This is a genomic window from Methylocystis sp. SB2 (assembly GCF_049817085.1).
GTDB lineage: Bacteria > Pseudomonadota > Alphaproteobacteria > Rhizobiales > Beijerinckiaceae > Methylocystis > Methylocystis rosea.
On record NZ_CP187401.1, the window covers coordinates 3,407,128 to 3,432,816 of the forward strand.

A 25,689-nucleotide genomic window follows, 5' to 3' on the forward strand; every position below is an offset into this window, starting at 1 on the left:
TTGCGTGTTGCCTCCAGACTGCGTGAGTCCTGCGACGACGTCAAGATATAGTGATGAAAATTAAAAAAGCGACAACATGTGGATAAGTTAGTGGATAAAGGGGAAAACTCCAGTCAGGCGGGAACGAGCGTCCGGCATCTGCGCAGATTCGGCAAGCGCGACTTTTTGAGCTGCATCAGCGCGCATCAGCCCTCGCCCTTCGAGACACCTGCTATCGCAGGCTCCTCAGGGTGAGGGCATGGGGGTGGACGTTGCGTTTGGTTAACTGCGCATTGCGCTTGAGCTCACGGTGCGCCAGCAGTCCTCATCCTGAGGAGCCGCCGAAGGCGGCGTCTCGAAGGACGAGGACTGCCCGCCTTCAGAAACGGGCTCGGCTCTTACGCGCATACTGAAGATGGCTCCTCATCGCTCGAGGAGGACTGTCCTCCGCCGCTACTTGCAGGCTTTCGCGTCCGCGTGCCGGAGCAGAAAGGCGTGGTTCTCCGCATTGTCGGGGCTCAGATAGAGATAGCTGGAGCGCCCGCCCGCATCGGGCCCCGGCATTTCCAGCCGCTCGACGACAGTCACGAGCACGCCCTCGGGCTGCGCGGCGATCCGGAAGGAGCCGGACTCGCTGTAGCCGATCCGGCAATGATGCACGCCGTCGTTCTTGGCCTTGCAGCGGTCGGTTTCCTTGGCGGAAAGCGACGCGTTGCATAAGAGGGCGCCGCGGTCCGCCTTGCAGGGCCGAAGGTGGAAAAGGTTCTCTTGGCGCGCCCCTTCGTCGAAAATTGCAGCGTCGCCGAAAAGGGATAGGGCGGCGTGTCTTTTCGCGTCTCGATCGACAGCCACGCTTTGTCGACGATCTGCTTTTTATGAGCGGAAAGATGCGCCGTGTCATAGGCGCGCGCGTAACAGCCGAGCGAAGGGAGCGGCTCCGCCTGCGCCGCGACCGTTGCGAAAACAAAAGCGCAGATCGCGCTGCAGATCAGATGAGATTTGAACATTCGGACTCCTGGAGCGAGACGTTCAAGTGTAAACCGCAACTGGTGCGTCACAGCAGCAATTCTCGCGTCACAAAAGCTTCGCCTCCCCGTGATCTTCAAGCGGGGAGATCGCAGCGGAGCGAGTCGCACATGTGGACGGTCAACGCGGATTTCGGTCAGACGATCTTCGCCCTCGTCAATTTTCCGCAAGCGGATGCAAAAAAGCCGAAAGCGGCCAAGAAAACGCTCAGTGAAACGCTCGGCCGTCTCGGCGCGCTGGAAGTGCGGCTCGCGCGCGGCAAGAGGGAAGTGCGCAAGGCGCAGCGCCTGCGTTACGACGTCTTCTACAAGGAAGGCGGCGCCATTCCCGATGCGCGCACGGCCTTCACCCGCCGCGACGCCGACCGTTTCGACAAATATTGCGATCATCTCATCGTCATCGATCACGCGGCGCAGACGCGGCGCGGCAAGATCAGGCCGAAGATCGTCGGCGCCTATCGGCTGATGCGCGACGACATGGCGAAGAAGGCCGGCGGCTTCTATTCCGAGAGCGAATATGACGTCGGGCCGCTCCTTGCCCGTCACGCCGGCAAGCGCGCGCTGGAACTCGGGCGCTCCTGCGTGCTCGCGCCCTACCGCGGCAAGCGCACCATTGAACTCCTGTGGCGCGGGCTTCTCGCCTATGTGCGGGCGCATGACATCGACGTGATGTTCGGCTGCGCCAGCCTGCACGGCGCCAATCCGCTCGCCCACGCGCAGGCCTTGAGCTATCTGGCGCATTACGCCCCGGCGGAAGAGACGTGGCGCGTCAGCGCGCGAGACGAGCTGCACACGCCGATGCGAATGCTGGCGCGCGACGCGTTCGATCCGCGCAAGGCGCGCGACGCGCTCTCGCCGCTGATCAAAGGCTATCTGCGGCTCGGCGCGCGTTTTGGCGATGGCGCGGTCGTCGACCGCAAATTCAACACGACGGATGTTTTCGTCGTCATGCCAGTCGCCGAGATCGACGCGCGCTATCTGGAATTTTTCGGCGGCGCGCCGCACCGCCGCGCCGCTTAGCCGCTCTGTCATTCCCGACGCGCGAAGGGCCTGCCGGGAATGACAGTGCGCCAGTGAAAGCGGCCCCTTGTCCTTCGAGACGTGCGCTGCGCGCGCTCCTCAGGATAAGGCGCCTTGGGTTGCGCAAATGGAGCCGCTGTCTCGAAGCACTATTGAGCAGCGTTGGGTTTCGTGCACCACGTCTCGTCAGGCCTCATGCTGAGGAGGTTGCGTAGCAACCGTCTCGAAGCACGAGGAGTTCGGCGATTCACGGTTGCGGCCATGCGACACGAGCAGCTCCCGCACCCTCGCGCGCGTCTCCGCCGCCAGCGTCTTGCGGTCCTTGCCGCTCGTCTCAGTTTCCTCGCCGAAGACAATGCGACACCGCGTGCGGCCGCGCTTCATCAATCGCCACAGATGCGGCAGGAAGGTCATGTCGCCATACCAGCCTACATCTATCCTCTCCAACCCGTCTGAATAAGAGATCGCCACAGGCGCGAGCGTTGGCGCTTCGCCGCGCGCGGCCATCGCCTCCAGCGGCGCGAAATGCGCCGAGCGGAAGGGCAGGACCGCCGCGCCGTCGCTGGACGTGCCTTCGGGAAAGACGACGAGATCGCCGCCCGCGCGCAGCACATCGGCGAGCGCCTCATTGACGCGCGCAATATTCTGCCTCGCGCCGCGTTCGACGAAGACCGTGCCTTGCAGCCGCGCGAGCAGTCCGAGCACAGGCCAGCTTGCGACTTCGCTCTTCGCTAGGAAGACCAACGGATAGACGCTCGCGAGCGCGATGATGTCGGTCCATGACACATGGTTGGCGACGACAAAGCGCGGCGCCGTCGCGGGCAGGGCGCCGCGCGCCTCAACCCTTATGCCGATGACGGCGCAGACCGCGCGGCAGAAGCGCATCTGGATCGCATGCTGAATCGGCCAGCCGCGCCGGCGCGCGAGCGCTTGGAGCGGAACAAGGAAAATGAAAGCGCCCGCCAGCGTGAGGACGAAGGCGAGCGCGCGCAGATAGGCCATGGCGCGCAGATGCAGCGCCTCTAAGACGGGCGTGTGACAGCGCCTGCGCTACGGCGTCGCGTCCGCCAGGAAAAACCGCACCATCTCGCGCGAGGCCTCGGGACCATGGCGATCGGCGAAGGAGCCGTCGGGATTGCCGCCCGACCAGGCGTGGCCGAGCTCCTCGACAGCCCAATGTTCCAGCTGCGGCACGCCGCGCGCGTCCGCGATGACGGTGCGGCTGTAATTGCGCCCGCCCGCCGATCCGGTCTCGCGCGTTTCGCGGGCGATCGCATCGGCAAGATCGAGCCGAGCCTTTGCAATGATCGTTTCGCCGTTGGTCGGATGCACCTTCTGGTCGGCTTCGCCGTGGAAAACGATCGTCCGCACGTAGTCGTCAGACAGCGACCTGCGCGCCGCGCCGAGCTCGAATTTACCGCCCATCGCCGCGAAGGCGGAGGCGACGTCGCTCGCCGAGCCATGCGCGAGACCGGAATGTATGCCGACCGCGGCGTAGAGTTCCGGATAGGTCGCGGCCATTGTCGCCGCCATGGCGCCGCCGGCCGACAAACCCGCCACATAGACGCGCGACTCATCGACGCGCCATTCCGCCATGATGGCGCGGGTCAGGCCGGCGATGAGGCTCGGCTCGCCCTTCTCGCGGGTCTGATCCGCCGGGTTGAACCAGTTCCAGCAGCCCATCTGATTGGCCTGGGTCGACTGTGCCGGATAGGCGACGATGAAACCATGTTCGTCAGCCAGCTCATTCATGCGCGAGCCGACGGCGAAATCGTCGGGGTTCTGCGAGCAGCCGTGAAGCATCACGATTAAAGGCCGTTCGCCGTCTCCAACGCCATTGGGCGCATAGACCTTATAGTCGCGTGCGCCGGCCGGGCCGACATAGCTGCGCGAGAGATAGGCGGCGCCCGGCGGAACGTCGATGTTGGGGGCTTTTCGCAGGCCGACGAGCGGCGCGCCGCTTTGATTGAGGCCCGGAAGACCGGCATGGCGCAGCAACTCCACCGTCTCGCCGAGCGGGCGGCGCAGACGAAACGTCGAGGGATGCGGCTCGGCATGTGCGGCGGGCTGCGGCGTTGGCGTCGCAGCGCCGCCGGCCGTCAGCGCGCCCATCAGCACGCGCGTCGCTTCCGCGAGATTTCGCTCGCGCGTCAATTGCGTCGCCCGGTTGAAGGCGCTCGTCAGGAGGTTTTTCATTTGTCTACGCCTCGCGGGAGAATGGGGAAGGTCAACTGATGCGGTCGTGGAGCGCCGCCTTGACGGACTTACTCGCTTGCAGCGCGCCGAGCACGGTGATGGATTCGATGGTCTCGCGCGCGAGTTCCGGCGTTACGTCTTCGGCGATGGACGCCAGTCCCAGGACATGGATGCGCAATCTGCGGCCGGCCGCCTTCACGGTCTCGAGGTCTTCGCGGCTGTAGTGGCGCAGGCCGAGATCAAGCGTGTTGCGCACGATGGACTGTTTGACCGCGTCTGCATGCGCGCCGAGCTGGTTGCGAATCGCCGTGCGGATGAAGTCCGTGCGGTTGGAGTAGAAGCCTTCGCGCACCAAGAGATCGATATGGCCGAGATCGACATATCCGACATTGATCGTGATTTTCTCGGCCTCCGGCGGCCTTTCGCGTAATTTGTGTAGGTCCGCCATCGCCATCCTCTTACCATCCGTCTGGATGGTATATGGATGGTCGTGACTTGGGGCGCAAGTGGCGCACACGACCTTTATGCCATCGTCGACCTGATGACTGCGCCCACGCGGTCGAGTTCTTCGCTACTCTTGACGCCGCCGCTTTAGGCGCCCTTATGTGCGCCTGCCCGCTCACACTGGCGGCCAAGATCAGGCTTTCTGGGAGATCCTAATGACGTTTGTGCTTGCGCGCCGCGCATGTGTCGTTGCGGCCCTGTCGCTGTTTTCCGCCGGGCTGCTCGCCGGTCCCGCCTTCGCGCACGGCCCGTCGCGCCAGAAGGTCGTCGAAAAGATCGAAATCGACGCCCCGGCCGCGAAGGTCTGGGAGATCGTCGGCAATTTCCAGGATTGGAACTGGCATCCCGGCATTGCAAAGACCGAAGGGACGGGCGGCAACGCCGTCGACTCCAAGCGCAAGCTGACCCTCAAGAACGGCGGCGTCATTGACGAGACGCTGACCAAATATGACGCCGACGGCAAGTCGCTGAGCTACAAGATCGACGCCGTCGACGTGAAAGTCCTGCCGGTCAATAACTACGCTGCGACGATCAGCGTGAAGGAAGAGGGCGGCAAAAGCGTCGTCGAATGGAAGGGCGCGTTTTATCGCGGCTTCATGAATAATGATCCGCCGCCGGAACTTTCCGACGAGGCGGGGCTGAAGGCGGTGGGCGATATTTACAAGTCGGGCCTCGCCGCGTTGAAGGCCAAGGCGGAGAGCAAGTAAGCGCCGCGCCATGCGCAAAGCGCCGGTCACGATCGCCGTCACGCGCCGCCAACTGCTCGGCGCGGTGGCGGCGCTTTCCGTCTTCGCCCCGGTCATCGCATTCGCGGCGCATGGCGCGTCGCCGCTGAAAGTCGTCGAGACGTCGATCGTGGATGCGCCGCCCGAAAAAGTCTGGGCGGTCGTCTCTGACTTCGCTCACGCCGACTGGCTGCCGGGCGTCGCCCGCGTCGAAGCGTCGGGCGACGATGTTCCCGATCAGGCGCGGCGCAGGCTGATCATGGCCGACGGCGGCGTCATTGAGGAACTGCTGACGAAGCGCGACGCCGAACGGATGCTGCTTGGCGTGCATCGCGAAGGCGATGATGTGAAGCGGCTGCCGGCGACCAATTACACCGCGCTGATTACGCTGCGGCCGGCCGAAGACGGCAAGACGCAGGTCGAATGGAAGGCGCGCTTCTACCGCGGCTATCCCAACAACAACCCGCCGCCGGAATTGAACGACGACGTCGCCATCGCCGCGGTCACGGCGATGCAGCGCGCCTATCTCGCCGCCTTGAAGGCGAAGGTGGAGGGGCGATGAAACTGTGGCCGCGAATTCCCTCTCCCGCTTGCGGGAGAGGGTGTCACGCGGAACGCGTGACGGGTGAGGGCACTCATCCGACCCCGCTTCGCGGTCCCTTCTCCCGCAAGCGGGAGAAGGGACCGCGCGCCTTATTCGCCGCTCTCCTTCTTCTCTCCGCGCCCGCCCTCGCCGACGAGGCTTTCGTCACCGCGCAAGGCGCCGACGCCCTCTCGATTGTCGATCTTTCCAAAATGCAGACCGTCGCGACTCTGCCCATCGGCGGCAAGCCGGCGGGAGTCGCGGTGTCGCGCGACGGCGCGCGCGCCTTCATCACCAGCCCCGAGGGCAAGTTTCTCACCGTCATCGACGCGGCGACCCGCACCATCGAGAAGCGCATTCCGGTCGACGGCGGGCCGCTCGGCGTCGCCGCAAGCCCGGACGGCAAGCGCGTCTATGTCGCCGATCTCTATGGCCGGCGCCTCGTCGAGATTGATCTGGCGAATGGCGCGCAGCGCAGCGTCGGCGTCGGCGCAATGGCGTCGGGCGTCGCCGTCACGCCGGACGGCAAGACGATCATCGTCGCCGACCGCGACGACAATGCGCTTTCCATGATCGACGCGGCGACGTTTTCTCGCGTCGCGACCATCGCGGTCGGCAAGCATCCTTTCGGCGTGACGATCGACGCTTCCGGCGCGCGCGCCTATTCGGCGAACGTGGAGTCGGATGACCTCAGCGTCATCGACCTCGCGTCGCGCAAAGTCGTCGCGACGCTCAAATGCGGCAGCCGGCCTTACACGGTGGCGCTCGCCAAGGGCCGAATCTTCGTCGCCAATCAGCATGCCGACAGCGTCAGCGTCTTTGACGCCGAGACCTTGGCGCCGCTTCAAACTCTGAAGGTCGGCGAATATCCGGAAGGGCTTGCGGTCAGTGGCGACGGCGCGCGAGTCTATGTCGCCAATTGGTTCTCGAACGAACTCTGGGCGCTCGACGCGCAGACGCTGAAAGTTCTCGGGAAAGCCGAGACCGGCGACGGCCCGCGCGCTTTCGGCGCCTTTATTCGCGACGCCGAGTGATCGCAGCCATACAGCAGTCGTTTGAACGGTTAGGATGTCATTCCCGACGCGCGAAGCGCGATCGGGAATCCAGAGTAAAGCCAGCGTTCTTGGATCGGCTCTGGATTCCCGGTCAGGCCGCCGGCCTGCCGGGAATGACAAGAGGGATTGCATCACGGCGTTTCAATATGCTCGGGCCGCACGCCGAGACCGATGAGCCGCGCCGGCAATCTGCGCAGCAACGGTATGGCGCTAAGGAGTCGCAGCGCCAGCGGCGCGTCCAAGGGTTTTTGCGCCGAGAGCACGCTGCGCACCACGCGATTTTGGATGGCGAGCTGAAGGGCCTGCGTCACGCGGGTCGGAAACTCCCGCCGGCGCTGCACGGCGGCGAGATCGTCGTCGCTTAGCGCATCGTCGCGCAGCTTTGCGGCAAGGAGATTGGCGGCCGCGACGGCGTCCTGGATCGCCAGGTTCACGCCGACGCCGCCAACCGGCGACATGGCGTGCGCGGCGTCGCCGATGCACAGCAATCCGGGGCGGCTCCAAATCTTGAGGCGGTTGACCTGCACGGTCAGCAGGCTCACGTCGGTCCAATCCTTAAGCGCGCTGACGCGATCGGCAAGGAAGGGCGTTAAGCCGGCGATGGAGTCGCGAAACGACTCGATGCCTTTCTCGCGCAATTTTTCGGCGTCGCCCTTGGGGATGACGCAGCCGCATTGCCAATAGGCGCCGCGATCGATCATCGCGAGCATGCGCCCCGGCGCGATTCGGCCGAAGCTTTCGTCGGGATCGCTGTCCTTGCGCGGCAGTTTGAACCACAGCACGTCCATCGGCGCGCCAAAATCCTCGACGGGGAGCTTCGCGTCCTCGCGCATCCGCGAGCTGCGCCCATCGGCGGCGATGACGAGCTTGGCCTCGATCTTCAATTCTCCTTCTGGCCCATTCGCCGAAACGCCGCAGACGCGATCGCCGTCAAACAGGAGGTCGTCGCCAGCGGTCTGCATGAGAAGGCGGAAATTCGGCAGCGCGCGCGCATGCTCAGCAATGAAATCGAGAAAATCCCATTGCGGCATGAAGGCGATGAAATTGCCTTCGCCGGGCAGGCTCGAAAAGTCGGCGACCTTGTATTGACGCTCGCCGATCCAGGCCGAAAGCTCATAGGTCTTGTGGTGCGGAAGGCGCAGGAATTCATCGAGCAGGCCGAGTTCGTCCATGATGCGCAGCGTCGACGGGTGAATCGTGTCGCCGCGAAAATCACGCAGAAAGTCAGCGTGTTTTTCGAGGACGATGACGTCGACGCCGGCGCGCGCGAGCAGAAATCCGGCCATCAAGCCGGCAGGGCCGCCGCCAACGACGCAGCACTGGGTCGAAAGTGTCGCGGACATGCACTACTCCGTCTGGGGGCGTCGCAAGCGGAAGCGCGAGCGGCTGCCATTGCGGGATTGCGGCAAGGCTGGACATTGGCGCCATCAGACGCAATAAGGGGCCACAAAATCGAGGACGCCAAATACATGTCCTATATCGTTCGCTTCTTCACCTGGTGGAACCGCGCCACGCTCAGCACCGGCCTGTGGACGATGCTGTACGGCGAGCGCGTCGGCGAAGATGAATTCGGCAATGTTTATTACCGTCGGCGCGGCGGCAAGATCGATTCGGCGCTCGGCTTTGAACGGCGCTGGGTGATCTATAACGGCTATTGCGAGGGTTCGGCGACGCCGCCCGGATGGTATGGCTGGCTGCACCACACGGTGGATACGCCGCCGACGGATGAGACCTATCGGCCGCGCGGTTGGGAGCTTCCGCATCAGGCCAATTTGACCGGAACGCCGCAGGCCTATCGGCCGCCGGGCTCTCAGCTTGCGCTGGGCGAGCGGCCGCCCGCCGGCGGCGACTACGCCCCTTGGCGGCCCGAAGGCTGAGCGGCTCTCTCCTTGGAAAGGCCTTTCTTGCCTGCTTTCGTCCCCGGCCTGTTGTTGAGGCGGGCGGAGAATCATGCGGTGATCGGATGAAGTTGCCCTTATCCCTGACGCCAGCGGCTGTCGGCGCTTGGGCTTTATTTGCGGTCGCCGCGTCAGCCGAGCCGATCCGGCACCCGACCGCGATCTTCGCCGGCCTCGACAAAACCACTGGCCGCATCATCAATTTTGACGTCGCGATCGACGAAACCGTGCAGTTCGGCGCCCTTCAGGTGACGCCGCGTGTGTGCAACACGCGACCGCAGACCGAAACGCCGCAGACGACGAGCTTCGTCGAGGTGGACGAACTCATCCTCAAGCCGGAACGCCGGGGCGACCCCAAGCCCGAATCGGTCAAGACCGACGCTAAACAAGAGGCGAAGCGCGTCTTCTCGGGCTGGATGTTCGCCGCAAGTCCCGGTCTCCACGGCGTCGAACATCCGGTTTATGACGTCTGGCTGGTCGACTGCAAAGGCGGCAAGGAGACGGTCGCGCCGCCCGCCGAGGCGGCCGCGCCGGCGGCTCCGCCTGCCGAGGCCGAGGCGACCACTGCTCCTGAAGGCGCCAGCGGCAAGAAGCGCCGCTCGCGCAGAGTCGAGCCGGCAGCGCCGCCGCCGATGGAAAATCAGCCGATCGGGCCCGTAGATCAGGCCGCTCCGGCGCCCGTCGAGCCTGAGGCGGCGCCTGCGCCAGCGGAAGATCCTGCCGCGTCAGCGGGCGGGCGCAAGAAGAAGAAGCGGCGCGCCGAACAGCCCAGCCCCGCTGCGGCGCCGCCTCCAGCGAGCAACCCGCTGTTTCCCTTCTAATCCGCAAGCGCGGCCAGCGCCTGAGCGCCGCTCACGGGCGCGTTCTTGGGCCAGACGTTGAAGTTGGCCTTCTCCGGGAGCGCCTGTTCGAGCGCGCGATGATATTCCTCGCGTGAAACCTCGATCGCGCCGAGCGAGGCGAGATGCGGCGTAATGAATTGCGTGTCGAGCAGCTGGAAGCCGCCCGCCCGTAGTCGCCCCATCAGGTGGACGAGCGCGACCTTTGAGGCGTCGCGCTCCAGATGGAACATGCTCTCCCCGAAAAACGCGCTCCCGAGAGCGACGCCGTAGAGCCCTCCGACGAGACGCCCATCGAGGCGGCATTCGACCGTATGTGCGAAGCCGATATCGAACAACTCGCGGTAAAGCCTGTGAATTTCGGCGTTGATCCAGGTCCGCTCGCGTCGAAACGCGGGAGCGGCGCAAGCTTCGATCACCGCGTCGAAATCGCGATCGACGATGACCTCGAAGCGGTCGGACCTTACGGTCTTGGCCAGGGAGCGCGACACGATGAAGTCGTCGAGCGGAAAGATCGCGCGCCGCTCCGGATCAACCCAGTAAAGCTGATCGTCGTCAGCGCTCTCGGCCATCGGGAAAAGCCCGATGGAATAGGCGCGGAGCAGAAGATGCGGGGTGATCGCATAGGGGGCGTTGAGGCGGGACATATACTCAAGGATAGCGGCGCGAGAACGCCGCGCCACCCTCGGCGGCGAGTTTCTTTAAAGAAATCGAATTAATTATGCGTCGTGCAGTTGAGCTTCGCGCCCCGCCACTCGACCATCGCGTCGTCGCCCTTGTTCCAGAACTCGATATTCTTTGCGACGTAGCGCGCGCCGCTCGCGGCCATGGCCTGTTTGGCCATCACAGTCTCGCCTTTAAAGACAAGTTTGGCGCGATTGGCGTTCGCGCCAAGGAAAGTGACGCTCAGAGCCGCGTTGGGATCGCCCGAACAAGTGAAGACGAAGGGACCGCGCATGGTGGTTTTTGCGTGGGCGGATGAGATCGGCGCAGCTGCCGCCAGAACTGCTGCGACGATGACCAAGGATCGGTTCATCTACTTCCACCCTTCGCTCTAAAAACCGGGCTCGATGCCGCCCGTCGCCAAAAAATGCTCCAGCCAATGAATGTCGTAAATGCCGTTTTGAACGTCGGCGTTGCGCACGAGCGTGCGGAACAGCGGCAGCGTCGTATCGATGCCGTCGACGATAAATTCGTCGAGCGCGCGACGCAGTCGCATCAGCGCTTCCGTTCGGTTGCGCCCGTGAACGATCAGTTTTCCGATGAGCGAGTCGTAGTTGGAGGGGATCGTATAGCCCTGATAGACCGCTGAATCGACGCGGACGCCGACGCCGCCGGGCGGATGGTAATAAGCGATGCGCCCCGGCGAGGGCCTGAAGCTCGTGGGGTGCTCGGCGTTTACGCGGCATTCGATGGCGTGGCCGTAGAACCACATGTCTTGCTGTCGCAGGGAGAGCGGCGAGCCTGCCGCGACCCGGATCTGTTCGCAGACGAGATCGACGCCGGTGATCGCCTCCGTCACCGGATGCTCGACCTGAATGCGCGTATTCATCTCGATGAAATAGAATTCGCCGTTTTCGTAGAGAAACTCGATCGTGCCGGCGCCCGCGTATTGCATGTCTCGCATGGCGCGTGAGCAGATCTCGCCAATCTCCGAACGCTGGGCGTCGTTGAGCGCGGGCGAGGGGCTCTCTTCCCAGATCTTCTGGTGTCGGCGCTGGAGCGAACAGTCGCGCTCGCCGAGGTGAACCGCCTGGCCCTTGCCGTCGCCGAAAATCTGGAACTCGATATGACGCGGCTTTTCGAGAAATTTCTCGATGTAGACCGTATCGTCGCCAAACGCGGCCTTTGCTTCGGTGCGCGCGGTGGCGATCGCGATGGGAAGGTCATGCGCGTCGCGCGCGACCTTCATGCCGCGGCCGCCGCCGCCGGACGCCGCCTTCACCAGAACGGGAAAGCCGATCCTTTCGGCGATCTTCAGCCCTTCTTTTTCGCTCAGGATCGGCCCGTCGGACCCTGGCACACAAGGAATGCCAAGCTTCCTTGCGGTCGCCTTGGCTTCGATCTTGTCGCCCATCAGGCGGATGTGCTCGGATTTCGGGCCGATGAAGGTGATGTTGTGTTCTTCGAGAATCTCCGCGAAGCGCGCATTCTCCGAAAGGAAACCGTAGCCCGGATGCACGGCGTCCGCGCCGGTGATTTCGCAGGCGGAGAGCAGGGCGGGAATATTGAGATAGGAGTCGCGGGCGGGGGCAGGCCCTATGCAGACGGACTCGTCGGCGAGCTTGACATGCATGGCGTCGGCGTCGGCGGTCGAATGCACGGCGACCGTTGCGACGCCTAATTCCTTGGCTGCGCGTAGGATGCGCAGCGCGATTTCGCCGCGGTTGGCGATAAGGATCTTGTCGAACATCTCTTACCGCCGCCTACTCGATCACGAGGAGAGGTTCGCCGTATTCCACTGGCTGGCCGTCCTCGACCAGTATGGCCGTCACAATGCCGGATTTGGTGGCGACGATGTCGTTGAAGGTCTTCATCGCTTCGATCAGCAAGAGCTTGTCGCCGAGCGAAACGCGCGCGCCGATCTCGACGAAGGGCTTTGCGTCGGGGTTCGGCCGAAGATAGGCGGTGCCGACCATGGGCGACTTCACCGCATCCAGGTATTCGGGGGGCTCCGCGACGGGAGCCGGGGACGTGACCGGCTTTGCCGCTGGCGGCGGCAGGGGCTGCTGGACCGACGGCGCGACGACGCTCGCGATTGCTGCGGCAGGCGTGCGCGCCGCGCGGATACGCAAGTCGCCCTTCTCCACCTCAAATTCGGTCAAATTGCAGTTTGCGACGAGCTCCGCAATCGTTCGCAGCAGATCCGAGTCGATGACGGGCGCGGGCGCGGAGACCGACGCCGGTTTGCGGGAGGAAGCGGTTCGAGGCGGTTGAGCTTTGCGCGCCATAAGTGTCTCAGCTCTTTCTCAGTTCGTTTTCAAAGACAGCGTCGAGGGCAAGAATGTATGAGAGCGGGCCGAACCCCGCGATCACGCCGCGGGCCGCGGGCGAGATGTAGGAATGGCTCCGAAAGCTTTCGCGCGCGTGCACATTGGATAGATGCACTTCGATGACCACAGCTTCCGCGCCCTTGATCGCATCATAGAGCGCGATCGATGTGTGCGTCAGCGCGCCAGCGTTCAAAATGACAGGCGCCCCCGCGCTGCCGGCTTCATGGATCCAGTCGACGAGATCGCCTTCGTGGTTGGATTGCCGGAAAACCAGCGACACGCCGCGTTCGGCGCAACGCTTCTCCAGCGTCGCGCGGATATCGTCGAGCGACGCCGTTCCGTAGATCGCGGGCTCACGCCTGCCGAGAAGATTGAGATTGGGACCGTTAAGCACATGGACGGCTGACATAGCGCTTCCGAAAACGTTCCCAGAAAAATCTCAAGGGCGGCAGGCCGCCTGTCTTAGCCTCGTTGTCGCCGCAAAGGAAGCCCGTCGCCGCGCTAGCAGTCGGACTTGCCGCATTTGCGCATGTTTTCGATCTTGGCTTTCAGTTGCGCGTAGGGCACGCCGCCGACGATCGCCTCTTTGCCGATCACCCAGGCGGGCGTTCCATCGAACCGCAGCTCATCGGCCAGCGTCGCGACTTCCTTCAGTGCGGCCTTTGTCTCCGCGCTCGACATGTCCTTCTCGAGACGGGGCATATCGGCGCCGACGTCCTTCGCCGCCGCCAGCGCCTGTTGCTTGCCGATGTGGCCGCGAGTCGAGAGCAGCTTGCGATGGAACTCCCAGAACTTCTGGCTGTCGAGCTGCATGCGCGCAGCGGTCGCGACCTGCGCCGCCTCGACGGAGTCGGGGCCGAGAATGGGGAAGTCTTTGAGCACCACCCGCAACTTGGGGTCCGCCTCGATCAACTTGGCGACCGAAGCCATCGACTGCTTGCAGTAGCCGCAGTTGTAGTCGAAGAACTCGACGAGCGTGACGTCGCCGCTGGGATTGCCCACGACGGCCTGGTTGGGCGAGTTCACGATTTTATCACCGTGTTGGCCGACGGCCTTTTCGCGCGTGGCGGCCTCGGCGACTTTCTCGCGCTTTCCAAGTTCGTCAATTGCTTCCCGGACCACTTCCGGGTTCGCAATGAGATAGTCGTGCACGACCTTCTCGATCTCAACCTTCTGCTTGCCTGAAAGCTCCTCGGCGAAGAGCGGCGTCGCTGCGCCTAGAGCGAGACATGCGCCGGCGGCGAGCGAGATAAAAAAGCTCATTGCATTCTCCTTTGCGCGACAGCGCATTCGTGTCGGGTCCCTTCGTCGCCGCGCTTTTAGCACAGGGGGCGGCGGGCGTCCTCCCGACCGAGGATAGAACAATTATCTAGCGGGGTAGGGCGGCGGCGGTCCCCACGCCATCGTTCACCAGCATTGAACCGATGCCATAGTTGAACTTCGCTTCGCCCAGGGTGCGTAGCTGGAGCGTGACCATCACGGTCTGGTTGCGCGCCGGCAGGCCCGTGTAGGACTGCGGCTGATAGATCTGCGAATAATTGATCGAAAGCGTCGTGCATTCGTCTTGATAACCGATGCCGCCGCCGAGCGTTGCGACCGAGAATAGGGGCGCCGTGCCGGTGAGATTTGAGCCCGTAAGCGTCGTTCCGTAGTAGGTGGTCGTTGGATTGGTGAGCGAGTTATAGAGGTAGCGGCTCATATCGAAGGTGACGGTGCCCATCAGGAAATAGTTTTTGGTGATGTCGTATTTTCCGGTCGCGGACAGTCCCTGACGACGCACGTCAAAGCCAATCGCCGGCTGTGACGCGTAATTCGCGTATTGGAGCTGGAGCGAGATCGGATCCAGATTCATTGTCGCGAACACGTCGAGCCGGCGCGCGCGCAAGTTGCCCTTATCGAAGCGGCCCTTGGCGACGAGGCTGATAACGGATGAAGGCGCAAAGGCGAACCGCCCGACGATGTCCGACGCGCGCGAGTCGAGGCCGGAATCGAGGCCGACATTCGCCGCGTCAGCCTGCGCATAGGAGTTGGCGCCGGCGATCTGCCGCGACTGGCCGATCATCGCGTTGATGAAGCCGCCATTGGATAACGACAGGGTGGCCTGGCCGCCATAGTTGAGGCGCGTGCCTGTCTCGAAACGGTCGTAGCCAGAGAACTTGCTCCACTCGAACAGCGTTGAATCGTCGAAAACGAGGCTTTGCGCGTCGATGTTCACCAGCGACGGAATTGAAGTCTCGTTGGGGCGGGCGATGACCTGCGCGATCGGTTCGAAGACGATGTCGCCGATAAAGCTTCTGGCGAGGATCGGGTAGCGCCATTCGGCGCCGAAGCCCGGGAGCGCCTGGCCGCGGAAGCGGTTGTCGGCGCCGTTGAAGAACTGGCCCTGCGCGGCATTGGGGATCGCCGACAGACTTTGGTTATAGATCGGGAACAAGCCTTGCCGGTCGTAATCGAGATAACTTCCGACGAAACGCGCGAACGCGAACGGGGTCCACACGCCGCCGACCGGATCGATGATTTTACGCTTCCAGGCGCCGCTGATCGTCGCGTGCTGGTAATCGCCGCCGACGCCGCGCAACAGACAGCCGCTCTGCGCCGGGTCGGGCGCCCGCCCGTAAATCTGGCAAACATTGTACAGGCTATAGATGCGGTCGAGCGTTCGCGGCTGGATGGACTCGAAGTTCGCGACGTTGGCGGAAGTGCTCGTCACATTGGCGTCGAGTTCAACCTGTCCGCCGACTCCTACCGTCGCCGCAGGATCGATGTCGAAGACGCGGTTATAGTCGATCACCGGATGGACGACGGGCTGCTGCGCCTGCACGTCATTGGGCGACAGCAGCTGGAAATAATAGCCGCGCATGTCGAAATAGCTGCGCGGTCCTTGGCCGGTCAGATAGATCGTCGATGACGCTTCGCGGAAGAAATAGTTCTGCAGGAGATAGTTGTACTGCTGGTAGTCCTGCAGGAAGTAGCGATCGGACAGCGCCGTGATGTCCCAGCCAGCGCGCCAACGGTCGTTGAGCCAGAATTCGCCGAAAGACTGGAGGGCGCCGCGCCACTGCTTGTTGCCGGCGCCAAGCGGGGCTTGCGCGAAGGCGCCTGTGTCGCCCACATGCGTGCCCTGACCGCGGATCGTATATCCGCCATTATCAAAGCGCTGACGGAATTCGGCCGTCACGAACGGGCCCTGCCGGGAAAAATAAATCGGCGTTACGGTGAGGTCGTAATCCGGCGCAATCGCCCAGAAGTAAGGCACGCCGACGCCCGCGCCGAGCTGCTGGCGATAGATGAATACCGGCGACAGAAAACCGGACTTGCGCTTCACCGACGGGTCCGGCGACGACCAGAACGGCACATAGGCGACGGGCACGCCAAGAAGTTCGAAAGACGCATCCTCGTAATAGACCATCTTCTCGACGTTGTCGTGAATGATCCGTTTGGCGCGAACCGACCACGTGCGCGGCTTTGCGGGATCGTTTCGACAGGCCTCGCAGGCCGTGTAGGTGCCCATTTCAAAGGTCGTCGTCTCGCCGGTCCGCTCGGCGCGCGGCGAGGTGAAATGCGTGTTGTTGACGGTGTCGACCTGCAGGCTCTCGATGAACCCGTTCTTGAAATCGTCCGTGAAGTCGAAACGCTCGGCCCTGGCGATGGAGCCGTCGGTCTCGGTCAGCGTGGCGTGGCCCTCGGCGAAGACGCGCGACGTGTTGCGGTCATAGGTGACGCGGTCGGCTTCGAGCAGCCGGCCCTTGTAATAGATCTGGACGGCCCCGCGCGCCGTGACGGTGTTCTTTTTCTCGTCATAGACGAGCTCCTTGGCCTCGACGACCATGCGCGCCTCGGCGCCCGCGGCCGGCGGCGCGGCAGCGGCGGAGTGCGGGGCGAAGGCCGCCTCGACGAGAGCGAGCGCGCCCGCAAGAAGGGATAGGCGCCGGGAGGAGCTGGTGAGCGCCATCAGCCGTCCTCCGAATAGAGCAAAATGACCGTGCCCAACATGCTCCCGACAAGCGCAGGCGACCATGCGGCCACTACAGGGCTGACCATGCCTGCGCCGCCGAGATCCGAGAGGACTTTAGTAACGATGTAAAGCACGAAGCCCGCGGCCACGCCACCCGAAAGGGTTTTTGCGACCCCGCCAAATCGAAAGAATCTTAATGAAAAGGAAGCGGCGACGAGAACCATGGCGACGAGCAGCAGCGGTCGCGCAAGAAGCGTCTGAAACTGCAGCCGATAGCCGGTCGCGTCGAGACCCGCTTCGGCGGTGCGCGCCGTCATTTCCGGCAGCGACCAAAACGGCGTGCCTTGCGGCGGCGTCGTCGCCGCCGCAACCTGCTCGGGCGTCAGGTCGGTGGCGAGCATGTAAGAACCGACGCTGCGCGCCGGCTCTCCGGGCAGGCTGACCTGCGCGTTTTCGAGCACCCAGACCCCGGGCTCGAGGCGCGCGTGACGCGCTTCGACCCGCTCCAGGAAACCGCCGCGCGCCGCGTAAATGTTGACGCTGACCTCCGAGAGCTCCGAGCCGCCATTCGAGGAGTTCATGGCGTGCATGATCGCGAGGCCGTCGACGCCATGCTGGCGCAGCCAGACGCCGTGGTCGATGCGCAAACTGCCGGGCACGCCGAAAAGATCCCACTCCATTTGCTCGGAGCGCTGTTTCATCGACGCCGAGAGCGGGTTGTAAATCGCCACAGACACAACCCCGATGAGCAGGGCGGTGAGCGCCGGGGGGGCAATGAACTGCCAAACCGACATGCCGGCGGCGCGAGCGACGATCAATTCAAGTTTCCTGGTGAGGTCGACGAAGGTCGCCATCGATCCGAAGAGAACGGCGAAAGGCAGGATCATCTCGGCGGCCGCCGGCACCCGCATCGCCGTCATCAGCGCGACGGTCGCCGCGCCGGCCTGCGGATTGTCGCTGGCGCGCCGCAGCATCTCGACGAACACCACGACGAACATCAGGCAGAAAATCGTAAAAAAGATCGCCAGAATCGTACGCATAAACCGCAGCGCAAAATAGCGCGTGATCGTCGCCCCGATCATGGCTGCGGCTGTCCTCCTAGTGTTCTGGCGCGCCGCCCCAGGCGGGAGCAGTTAAAGCCCTGTTAACGATCGCTAGACGCTCGCATCTTTCCGCGCAAGCGTTGCGCGGCTCTTCTGAGCCGCCCCAACATATTCAATTCGCAAGCGTTGCTTTTGCGCCACGCCGGATTTCTGCGTAAAGATCGCGGCGATTCCGCGGCGGGATGCGAATCTGGAATAGTTCAAAAAATGACCAGAGCCGCGATTGACCCCGGTCGCCCGCGGGAAGATATTGCGGGCCGCTCCCGTTAAATTGCGCGCCTGGCGCGCCGCCGGCGCTAACTTTCTCAAAAACCGACGCATTCGCGCCGGAACGACTTCCGCTTCGGCGGAGGAGGCAAGAGGCCCTGATGCTCGTCAACGCCAAATATGAACTCCAGCCATTCGACGCCGCTGAAGCGCTGCTGCGCCAGCCCGAGGAAGCCGGGCATCCGCGAACGCTCGTCGTTTTCGTGGGCCGCGACCTCGCCATGGGCGAGCGCGCCGCGAGCGTGCTCAAGGATGCGGCCGCGCATCTGTCGCGCGCCGCCGCGGCGGCGAAATTCAAGGGCAAATCGGGAACGTCGCTTGAGGTTCTGGCGGCTCCCGGCGCGCCGGCGAGCCGGGTGATTCTGATCGGCCTCGGCGCCGCGGAGGAGACCGACGGCGGCGAAGCCGCCAAGCCCTTCGAGGACTTCGTGGCGCTTGGCGGACAAACCGCGGCGAAAATAGGTGCGGGCGCGCGGGCGGTCGTGCTGTTCGATCTGCCGGAAGGGATTTCCGCCACTCACGACTCGGTCGGTCAATTCGCGCTCGGCGGCTGGCTGCGCGCCTACAAATTCGACCATTACAAGACAAAAAAGAAGGACGAGGCGGATCGCGACGGGCCGATGGAGGTCGTCGTGGCCTTGGCCGATCCGGACGGCCATAGCGCCGCGATGTCGGATGGCGGCCATTTGGCGGAAGCTGTCATGCTCGCAAGGACGCTCGTCAATGAGCCGGCGAACGTCCTGACTCCGCCCGAATTCGCCCGCCGCGCGTCGGAGCTGATGAAGCTTGGCGTTGAGGTCGAGGTCCTGGACGAGAAGGCGATGTCCGAACTCGGGATGCGGGCGCTGCTCGGCGTCGCGCAGGGGTCCGAGGCGGGCGCCCGGCTCGTCGTGCTGCGCTGGAGCGGCGGCGCCGAGGGCGCGGCGCCGCTCGCCTTCGTCGGCAAGGGCGTCGTTTTCGATTCCGGGGGCATTTCGATCAAGCCCGCCGCCTCGATGGAGGACATGAAAGGCGACATGGCCGGCGCCGCCGCCGTGACCGGGGCCATGTACGCGATCGCCGCCCGCAAGGCGAAGGCCAATGTCGTCGGCGTGCTCGGCCTCGTCGAGAACATGCCGGACGGCAAGGCGCAGCGGCCGGGGGACATCGTCAAATCCATGTCGGGCCAGACGATCGAGATCGTGAACACCGACGCCGAAGGCCGGCTCGTCCTCGCCGATGCGCTGACATACGTTATAGAGAAGCATCAGCCCGCCGCCGTCATTGATCTGGCGACGCTCACCGGCGCCATTCTCGTCGCCCTGGGCCAGGAATATTGCGGGCTTTTCACCAATAGCGACGAACTTGCCGAACGCCTGACCAAATCCGGGAACCACATCGGCGAGAAGCTGTGGCGCATGCCGATGGGTCCCGCCTATGACAAGCTGATCGACTCGAAATTCGCCGATATGAAGAACACCGGCGGCCGGCATGCCGGCTCGATCACCGCCGCGCATTTCATTCAGCGTTTCGTCGGCAAGACGCCCTGGGCGCATCTCGACATCGCCGGCACGGGCATGGGCTCGCCGATGAGCGACACCAACCAGAGCTGGGGCGCCGGCTGGGGCGTGCGGCTGCTCGACCGGCTGGTGCGGGATTATTATGAGGGGTAGCTGCCGGTCACTCAATCTAGGCCGGAGCGATAGGCCCCGACTGTCGCTTCAGCCAGACTGCGGAAGTTCTTCTGTTGCTGGGCTCTCGATTCTTACGGCCGAGCAGAAGATTGGGCGCTAGCGTAGGCAGACGCAATGAATAGCGTCAAGAAACAGATGCAGCAGTAAGCATTAAATATTGCCGCGTTAACGCCGGCATTGCTGCTAAAGCTTCAGCCAGCATGCGTAAATACATTATTCTGTCCCCTTTTTAATGGAAAAATCTATTCGCCGCCCAATCTGATGGTCAGTTCAGTTGTCCTGGACTGAAAGGAACGCATCATGATCGAATCTCGATGGAACGCGGATTTTATCGCGACCATTCTCGGCGTCGTATTCGTGGCGGTCGGCCTGCTGGGGTTCATCCCCAATCCGATCGTCTCTGACGGCGGCTACTTCCACGTCAATGCAGCGCACAACTTCGTGCATCTCATCACCGGAGCGCTCTTGCTGCTCAGCCCCTATTTCGGCGTCCCGGTCCTCATGATTCGCACCGTGGCCATCGTCTATACGGCGATCGCCATTCTCGGTTTCCTTGCGCCAAACGTCGCCGAGTTCGGTGGGCTGGTGGAGATGAACCACGCCGACCACTGGCTGCATGCATTCCTGGCTGTCGTCCTGCTCGCGATCGGCTTCACGAAGCCCATGGAACGATCGGTCACCACGGCCCATATGTAAAAGCTGCAAAGCGCCGCGCCGCAGCCTTCGGGCTGCGGCGCTTTGGGCCGAGGCTGCGATGACCGGTATGGACACAATGGAGCTTCGCGACGCCGTCCGCGAGGCCCTCGACAAGAGCCCTCTGGCGGACGCCAAGTCGATCTCGGTCGAGATCGTCGAGGGAGAAGTCGTACTGAAAGGCTCCGTCGCCTCGTCAGCTGAGTGGATGGAGGCGGAATATGCCGCTTCAACGGCCGCTTCGCCCCTCAAGGTCAAAAACGCCCTGACCATCAGCGGGGTTTGGGAGGCGCCGAAAGACGACGTCTACCAGGCCGGGGTCGAATCCTTTCCGGCGAGCGATCCGCCCTCCTGGACGCCGGGCGAGACGTAAGGCGCGTTCAAGCCTCAACACAACCGCGCGCGCCTTGCCCTGATTGAGCTTTGCTGTCGCCGTGTCCGGCCCTTTCGGCTCTTTCTCAAAAATTCACACGTTTTTACCGGGAGTGTATGACACTCGAACTTGCGCGAGGGGGAGAGTTCCGACATAGCGGGGTTTGAAAGGCGCCCGCCATGCCCGAGATCGCCTTCTATCATCTCACCCGCGCCACTGTGGAGCAGACGCTGCCGACGCTCCTCGAGCGTTCGCGCGCGCGCGGCTGGCGCGCCGTCGTGCAGGCGATGAGCGAAACGCGTCTCCAGCGGCTCGACGCCGATCTCTGGTCGTACCGCCCGGAGAGCTTTCTCCCGCACGGGACGAAGGCCGACGGCGCGCCGGAGGCGCAGCCGATCTATCTGACTTGCGAGAACGACAATCCCAACGACGCCGATGTGCGATTCTTCGTGGAAGGCGCGCGCATCGCCCCGGCGCTCGCCGGCTCTGGCGCGCCGCGCGAACGCGCCGCGCTGGTTTTTGACGGACACGACGACGCCGAACTTGCCGACGCGCGCGCGCAATGGAAAGAACTGCGCGATCTAGGCTATAGCCTCGTCTATCACCAGCAGAGCGAGGGCGGCGGATGGGTAGAGAAGGCGCGCGAACCGAAGGCATAGATCACGCTGCATCTGGGCGGGATCGCCCAGATGCAGATGACGTGATCGATTCCAAAGCCGCAGAGCGCGCTCCAGGCGAAAAACCGGATTCCACTTTTTCGCAGCGCGCTCTTAGCGAAGATTTCGCCGAGCGCCGGGCACGAGCGCGCGAAAGGCTCGACGCCGTTGATCCGCATAAGCGTCCCGGCGGGATCGAGGCTGATCCCAAGCGCCGGGAATGGTTTGAAACCGTCTATTCGATGGCGGAAGGCGATCCGGCCGGCGTGCCTTGGGCGCATCTTGAGCCGCGCCCGCTGCTTGAAGACTGGCTGGCCGCGCGCTCGATCGTCGGCCTTCGCGCGCTCGACGTCGGCTGCGGACTGGGCGACAACGCCGAAGCGCTGGCGCGCGCCGGCGCGCATGTCGTGGCGTTCGATCTCGTCGAGCGCGCCGTGCAGTGGGCGCGTGAGCGCTTTCCGCAAAGCAAGGTCGATTATCAAATCGCCGATCTCTTCGATGCGCCATCGGAGTGGCGCGGCGCGTTCGATCTCGTGCACGAGCTTTATACGCTGCAGGCGCTGCCGGAAGCGCTTCTGCCTGACGCCGCGCGGGCGCTCGCCGCCTTTGTCGCGCCGGGCGGAACGCTGCTCGTCATCTCGCGGGCGCGCGACGACAATGAGGAGATTGGCGGCCCGCCTTGGCCGCTCGCGAGGAAGGACATTGAGGCGTTCGCCGTCGACGGCCTGCGGCTCGTTTCACTAGAAGATATTCCACCGAGCGGTCATCTCGCTCGCCATTGGCGCGTGGAGTTTCGTCGCGACGAGGCTGGCGGGTGAGCGCGCCGCTGCTGTCGATTAAAAGCGTCAGCAAAAAATTCGGCGCGGTCGTTGCGCTCGAGGACGTGTCGCTCGACGTGGGGGCCGGCGAATTCTTCGCGCTGCTCGGCCCGTCGGGCTGCGGCAAAACCACTCTGATGCGCTGTATCGCGGGTTTCGAGTCGCCCGACGCCGGAACGATCGCGCTGAGCGGCGTCGATCTTTCAGGCGTGCCGCCCAACCGGCGCCCTGTGAACATGATGTTTCAATCCTATGCGCTGTTTCCGCATCTCAATGTCTTTGAGAACATCGCCTTTGGACTGCGCCGGCAGGGCAAGACCAGAGACGCCATCGACGCGCGCGTCAACGAATTGCTCGCGATGACGCAGCTTTCGGCTTTTGGCCCTCGGCGAATCACCGAGCTGTCGGGCGGACAGAAGCAGCGCGTCGCGCTGGCGCGAGCGCTCGCGCCGCGTCCGAAAATGCTGCTGCTCGACGAGCCGCTCGGCGCGCTCGATCGCAAGCTGCGCGAAGAGACGCAGTTTCAGCTCAAGGAAATTCAACGGCGGACGCAGACGAGCTTTCTGATCGTCACGCATGATCAGGACGAAGCGCTGGCGCTCGCCGATCGCATCGCAGTGATGCGGGCGGGCAGGGTGGAGCAAATCGCCGGGCCGATGGAGATTTACGACCGGCCCGCGACGCGTTTCGTCGCCGGCTTCGTCGGCGAAACGAATTTCATCGAGGGACGCCTGGACCGCAATGGCGCTGCGGCGCTGATCACCGAGTATGGACGAATCCCCTGCGAGCCCGGAAATCTTCCGGACGGCGCGCAGGCGACGCTCAGCGTGCGCCCCGAGCGGATCGGCGTTGCGCGCGACGGCGAGGGAATCGCGGGCTTTGTCGAGGATTTCGTGTTTCGCGGCGAAACGACGCTGCTGCGGGTGCGCGTCGCCAACAACATCGTTCTGCGGGCGGCGGCAAGCCATGGCGAGCGCCACGCGATCGGCGACTCGGTGAGGCTCAGCTTCCCGCCTGGCGCCGGCGCGCTTCTCGCGGAGGGGCCATGAGCGCACGCCGCAAACTCTCGCTGGGCGAGCGGCTCGTGATCGCAGCGCCTTATCTGTGGATCGCCGCCTTTTTTCTTGCGCCGATGCTGCTTATCGCCAAGATCTCCGTTTCGCAGTCGGTGCTGGCGCGCCCGCCCTATCGACCAATTTTCGAATTTTCCGACAGTCTCGCCGACATCTGGGCCAAGGCGCAGACTTTTACGTTCGACGCCTATCGCGCCCTCGTCAGCGACACGCTTTATCTCGAATCCTATCTATCCTCGCTTACGATCGCCGCGGTCTCGACGCTGATCACGCTGATCATCGCCTATCCTTTCGCGCTCGCCATGGCGCGCGCGCCGGAGCGGCTGCGTCCACTCCTCATCGGCCTTGCCGCAGCGCCGTTCTGGACGAGCTTTCTCATCCGCGTCTACGCCTGGATCGCGCTTTTGAAAGACGAGGGACTCATCAATAACGCGCTGATCGCGCTCGGCGTCATATCCGCGCCGCTGCAGATGTACGCGACGCCAGGCGCTGTCGTCGTCGGCATCGTCTACTCCTATCTGCCCTTCATGTTGTTGCCGCTTTATGCGGCGCTGGAGCGCCAGGACCCGAGCCTTCGCGAAGCGGCGGCGGATCTCGGGGCGTCGCCGGCGCAAGTATTCTTGCGCGTGACGTTGCCGCTTTCGCGTGAGGGCGTCGTTGCCGGCGCGCTTCTCGTCTTCATTCCCGCGGTCGGCGAATTCGTCATTCCAGATCTTCTCGGCGGCTCCGAGACGCTGATGATCGGGCGAACCTTGTGGAACGACTTCTTCTCCAATCACGACTGGCCGGCGGCCTCGGCCGCGGCGATCGTGCTCGTCGCTGTGTTGATGATTCCGCTACTGTTGTGGGAGCGGGCGCGGCTTGCCGATGAGGACGACGCCGGATGAGCGCGGTCGTTTCCTGGGCGCGTCGCGCGACTCTCTTTGTCGGCTTCGTCTTCCTCTACGCGCCGATCGTCATTCTCGCGGTCATGAGCTTCAACGCGTCGCGTCTCGTTTCGGTGTGGGGCGGATTTTCAACGAAATGGTATGCGGCGCTCCTGGAGAATGAGCAGCTTCTCCATTCGGCGAAGATCAGTCTCGCCGCCGCGCTGACCTCGGCCACGATCTCGACCCTGCTGGGCCTCCTGGCGGCCATATCGCTCACGCGTTTCGGCCGCTTTCGCACGCGTTTCCTGTTTTTTGGCGCCGTGCACGCGCCGCTGGTTCTGCCGGAGGTCGTGCTCGGCCTTGCGCTGCTTACGTGTTTCGTCGCGTTCGGGGTCGGACGAGGTTTCATTACGCTGGTCATCGGTCATGTGACGCTGACAATGTGTTTCACGACGGTTGCGATTCTCGCGGCGTTACGCGACAGCGATCCGGCGCTCGAAGAAGCGGCGATGGATCTGGGGGCGACGCCTTTGGGAGCCTTCGTCCGCGTGGCGTTGCCGCAGATCGCGCCGGCGATCGTCACCGCTTATCTCTTGGCGTTCACGCTTTCTCTCGACGATCTTGTCATCGCCAGTTTTGCGACGGGCCCTGGCGCGACGACGCTGCCGATGCGCATCTACTCACAAGTGCGTTTGGGCGTTTCGCCGCAGATCAACGCCATTTCGACGCTGCTTCTGGCGCTCGTCGCCGTAGCGCTTGGACTCGCGGCGCTTGTTTCTTCCGCGCGCGCGGCGCGATGGCCAAGTGGTGACAAGCTTGGCGCGCGCGCCAGATAATGCATCATGACAAAAAATTGGTTCGCTTCTCTTCCGAATTTCATCACCATCGGCCGTCTCGTGCTGACGCCGGCGGCGATCATCTTGATCGTCGAGCGGCAATGGACCGCCGCCTTCCTGCTGTTCGCCGTCGCCGGCCTGTCCGACGCCCTCGACGGTTGGCTGGCCCGGACCTACCATCTCCAATCTGAACTCGGCGCGATTCTCGATCCCATCGCAGACAAGGCGCTGATCGTTTCAATGTACGTCACGCTCGCCATTGTCGACGCGCTGCCGGCGTGGCTCACCATCATGGTGGTCTTTCGCGATGTCATGATCACTGGCGCGGTGTCGCTGTCCTGGCTCATGGGCCGGCCGATGAAGGTGCATCCACACTTTTCTTCCAAGGCGACCACCGCCGCGCAACTGGTGTTCGCGGGCGTGGTTTTGGCCTCTCAGGCATACGGCCTTCATATTCCGTTGCTAAATGTGACGCTCATCGCCCTCGTCGCCGCATTGACCGTTGCTTCCGCCTGCGTCTATCTGTGGCTTTGGGTCCAGCATATGAGGCTGTGAC

28 protein-coding genes are annotated in these 25,689 nt (G+C 63.7%); 15 read left to right on the forward strand and 13 right to left on the reverse strand.

Features of this window, described 5'->3' with window-relative positions; genetic code table 11:
* Window positions 1–432: 432 nt before the first annotated feature.
* The gene (locus tag ACPS74_RS16545; RefSeq protein WP_239754706.1) at window positions 433–831 is read right to left on the reverse strand and encodes a hypothetical protein; all 399 of its coding nucleotides are present in this window, start codon (window positions 829–831) and stop codon (window positions 433–435) included.
* Between the two features lie 284 nt (window positions 832–1,115).
* Here ACPS74_RS16545 and ACPS74_RS16550 point away from each other — a divergent pair, with 284 nt between their 5' ends.
* Window positions 1,116–2,024, forward strand: coding sequence for a GNAT family N-acetyltransferase (locus ACPS74_RS16550; protein WP_029651973.1), 909 nt, complete (start codon window positions 1,116–1,118; stop codon window positions 2,022–2,024).
* A 186-nt stretch (window positions 2,025–2,210) separates the two neighbouring features.
* On the opposite strand, the gene ACPS74_RS16555 is transcribed toward ACPS74_RS16550, so the two are convergent.
* From ACPS74_RS16555 to ACPS74_RS16565, 3 genes are read right to left on the reverse strand one after another with little or no spacing between them, the layout of a single operon-like run.
* Window positions 2,211–3,026 carry a lysophospholipid acyltransferase family protein gene (locus tag ACPS74_RS16555; protein WP_036242329.1) on the reverse strand — a complete coding sequence of 272 codons (816 nt, stop codon included), beginning with the start codon at window positions 3,024–3,026 and terminating at the stop codon, window positions 2,211–2,213.
* Window positions 3,027–3,074: 48 nt separating this feature from the next.
* On the reverse strand, window positions 3,075–4,220 hold the full coding sequence (locus tag ACPS74_RS16560) for an extracellular catalytic domain type 1 short-chain-length polyhydroxyalkanoate depolymerase (RefSeq protein WP_029651971.1): 1,146 nt from the start codon (window positions 4,218–4,220) through the stop codon (window positions 3,075–3,077).
* 31 nt (window positions 4,221–4,251) lie between these two features.
* Window positions 4,252–4,668 (reverse strand): hypothetical protein, encoded by a 417-nt coding sequence (locus ACPS74_RS16565; protein ID WP_029651970.1) that lies wholly within the window; start codon window positions 4,666–4,668, stop codon window positions 4,252–4,254.
* A gap of 211 nt (window positions 4,669–4,879) precedes the next feature.
* Here ACPS74_RS16565 and ACPS74_RS16570 point away from each other — a divergent pair, with 211 nt between their 5' ends.
* The 3 genes from ACPS74_RS16570 to ACPS74_RS16580 all read left to right on the forward strand — a co-directional run bounded on the left by ACPS74_RS16570 (window position 4,880) and on the right by ACPS74_RS16580 (window position 7,066).
* Complete coding sequence (locus ACPS74_RS16570) at window positions 4,880–5,431, forward strand: SRPBCC family protein (RefSeq protein ID WP_029651969.1); 552 nt, start codon at window positions 4,880–4,882, stop codon at window positions 5,429–5,431.
* 10 nt (window positions 5,432–5,441) lie between these two features.
* Window positions 5,442–6,011: an SRPBCC family protein gene (locus ACPS74_RS16575; RefSeq protein ID WP_029651968.1), complete on the forward strand. Its 570-nt coding sequence runs from the start codon at window positions 5,442–5,444 to the stop codon at window positions 6,009–6,011.
* A gap of 233 nt (window positions 6,012–6,244) precedes the next feature.
* Window positions 6,245–7,066, forward strand: a complete 822-nt coding sequence (locus tag ACPS74_RS16580) for a YncE family protein (RefSeq protein ID WP_036242346.1) — start codon at window positions 6,245–6,247, stop codon at window positions 7,064–7,066.
* Window positions 7,067–7,218: 152 nt separating this feature from the next.
* Here ACPS74_RS16580 and ACPS74_RS16585 read toward each other — a convergent pair whose 3' ends face one another.
* Window positions 7,219–8,430 carry an FAD-dependent oxidoreductase gene (locus tag ACPS74_RS16585; RefSeq protein ID WP_029651966.1) on the reverse strand — a complete coding sequence of 404 codons (1,212 nt, stop codon included), beginning with the start codon at window positions 8,428–8,430 and terminating at the stop codon, window positions 7,219–7,221.
* A 126-nt stretch (window positions 8,431–8,556) separates the two neighbouring features.
* On the opposite strand from ACPS74_RS16585, the gene ACPS74_RS16590 reads away from it, so the two are divergent.
* Both ACPS74_RS16590 and ACPS74_RS16595 read left to right on the forward strand, forming a co-directional pair.
* Entirely contained in the window at window positions 8,557–8,964 is a 408-nt protein-coding gene (locus ACPS74_RS16590; protein ID WP_029651965.1) for an NADH:ubiquinone oxidoreductase subunit NDUFA12, read from the forward strand.
* Window positions 8,965–9,050: 86 nt separating this feature from the next.
* On the forward strand, window positions 9,051–9,806 hold the full coding sequence (locus tag ACPS74_RS16595) for a DUF2155 domain-containing protein (protein ID WP_029651964.1): 756 nt from the start codon (window positions 9,051–9,053) through the stop codon (window positions 9,804–9,806).
* On the opposite strand, the gene aat is transcribed toward ACPS74_RS16595, so the two are convergent.
* From aat to lptG, 8 genes are all read right to left on the reverse strand, one after another.
* Entirely contained in the window at window positions 9,803–10,471 is a 669-nt protein-coding gene (aat, locus tag ACPS74_RS16600; RefSeq protein ID WP_029651963.1) for a leucyl/phenylalanyl-tRNA--protein transferase, read from the reverse strand. The genes ACPS74_RS16595 and aat overlap by 4 nt on opposite strands.
* Window positions 10,472–10,539: 68 nt before the next feature.
* On the reverse strand, window positions 10,540–10,860 hold the full coding sequence (locus tag ACPS74_RS16605) for an MliC family protein (RefSeq protein ID WP_036242326.1): 321 nt from the start codon (window positions 10,858–10,860) through the stop codon (window positions 10,540–10,542).
* 18 nt (window positions 10,861–10,878) lie between these two features.
* Window positions 10,879–12,237 (reverse strand): acetyl-CoA carboxylase biotin carboxylase subunit, encoded by a 1,359-nt coding sequence (gene accC / locus ACPS74_RS16610; RefSeq protein ID WP_029651962.1) that lies wholly within the window; start codon window positions 12,235–12,237, stop codon window positions 10,879–10,881.
* Window positions 12,238–12,250: 13 nt separating this feature from the next.
* Window positions 12,251–12,775: an acetyl-CoA carboxylase biotin carboxyl carrier protein gene (accB, locus tag ACPS74_RS16615; RefSeq protein WP_029651961.1), complete on the reverse strand. Its 525-nt coding sequence runs from the start codon at window positions 12,773–12,775 to the stop codon at window positions 12,251–12,253.
* 7 nt (window positions 12,776–12,782) lie between these two features.
* Window positions 12,783–13,226, reverse strand: a complete 444-nt coding sequence (aroQ, locus tag ACPS74_RS16620) for a type II 3-dehydroquinate dehydratase (protein ID WP_018407746.1) — start codon at window positions 13,224–13,226, stop codon at window positions 12,783–12,785.
* A gap of 92 nt (window positions 13,227–13,318) precedes the next feature.
* Entirely contained in the window at window positions 13,319–14,107 is a 789-nt protein-coding gene (locus ACPS74_RS16625) for a DsbA family protein (protein ID WP_029651960.1), read from the reverse strand.
* Between the two features lie 79 nt (window positions 14,108–14,186).
* Window positions 14,187–16,769 carry an LPS-assembly protein LptD gene (locus ACPS74_RS16630; RefSeq protein ID WP_029651959.1) on the reverse strand — a complete coding sequence of 861 codons (2,583 nt, stop codon included), beginning with the start codon at window positions 16,767–16,769 and terminating at the stop codon, window positions 14,187–14,189.
* A complete protein-coding gene (lptG, locus tag ACPS74_RS16635) occupies window positions 16,769–17,854 on the reverse strand; it encodes an LPS export ABC transporter permease LptG (RefSeq protein WP_029651958.1) in 1,086 nt (361 codons plus the stop codon). The genes ACPS74_RS16630 and lptG overlap by 1 nt, the downstream gene beginning before the upstream one ends.
* A gap of 389 nt (window positions 17,855–18,243) precedes the next feature.
* Between lptG and ACPS74_RS16640 the strand changes: the two genes are divergently transcribed.
* The 9 genes from ACPS74_RS16640 (at window position 18,244) to ACPS74_RS16680 (ending at window position 25,688) form a co-directional block, all read left to right on the forward strand.
* Window positions 18,244–19,794 (forward strand): leucyl aminopeptidase, encoded by a 1,551-nt coding sequence (locus ACPS74_RS16640; protein ID WP_029651956.1) that lies wholly within the window; start codon window positions 18,244–18,246, stop codon window positions 19,792–19,794.
* A gap of 321 nt (window positions 19,795–20,115) precedes the next feature.
* Window positions 20,116–20,511 carry a DUF4383 domain-containing protein gene (locus ACPS74_RS16645; protein WP_029651955.1) on the forward strand — a complete coding sequence of 132 codons (396 nt, stop codon included), beginning with the start codon at window positions 20,116–20,118 and terminating at the stop codon, window positions 20,509–20,511.
* A gap of 58 nt (window positions 20,512–20,569) precedes the next feature.
* Window positions 20,570–20,881 carry a BON domain-containing protein gene (locus ACPS74_RS16650; RefSeq protein WP_029651954.1) on the forward strand — a complete coding sequence of 104 codons (312 nt, stop codon included), beginning with the start codon at window positions 20,570–20,572 and terminating at the stop codon, window positions 20,879–20,881.
* 179 nt (window positions 20,882–21,060) lie between these two features.
* Window positions 21,061–21,540 carry a DNA polymerase III subunit chi gene (locus ACPS74_RS16655; protein WP_029651953.1) on the forward strand — a complete coding sequence of 160 codons (480 nt, stop codon included), beginning with the start codon at window positions 21,061–21,063 and terminating at the stop codon, window positions 21,538–21,540.
* 41 nt (window positions 21,541–21,581) lie between these two features.
* Entirely contained in the window at window positions 21,582–22,355 is a 774-nt protein-coding gene (locus ACPS74_RS16660; RefSeq protein ID WP_029651952.1) for a class I SAM-dependent methyltransferase, read from the forward strand.
* Window positions 22,352–23,404, forward strand: coding sequence for an ABC transporter ATP-binding protein (locus ACPS74_RS16665; RefSeq protein WP_029651951.1), 1,053 nt, complete (start codon window positions 22,352–22,354; stop codon window positions 23,402–23,404). The genes ACPS74_RS16660 and ACPS74_RS16665 overlap by 4 nt, the downstream gene beginning before the upstream one ends.
* Window positions 23,401–24,315: an ABC transporter permease gene (locus tag ACPS74_RS16670; protein WP_029651950.1), complete on the forward strand. Its 915-nt coding sequence runs from the start codon at window positions 23,401–23,403 to the stop codon at window positions 24,313–24,315. Before ACPS74_RS16665 ends, ACPS74_RS16670 begins: the two co-directional genes overlap by 4 nt.
* On the forward strand, window positions 24,312–25,133 hold the full coding sequence (locus tag ACPS74_RS16675) for an ABC transporter permease (RefSeq protein ID WP_036242320.1): 822 nt from the start codon (window positions 24,312–24,314) through the stop codon (window positions 25,131–25,133). Before ACPS74_RS16670 ends, ACPS74_RS16675 begins: the two co-directional genes overlap by 4 nt.
* Window positions 25,134–25,139: 6 nt before the next feature.
* Entirely contained in the window at window positions 25,140–25,688 is a 549-nt protein-coding gene (locus ACPS74_RS16680; RefSeq protein WP_029651948.1) for a CDP-alcohol phosphatidyltransferase family protein, read from the forward strand.
* Window position 25,689 lies beyond the last annotated feature (1 nt).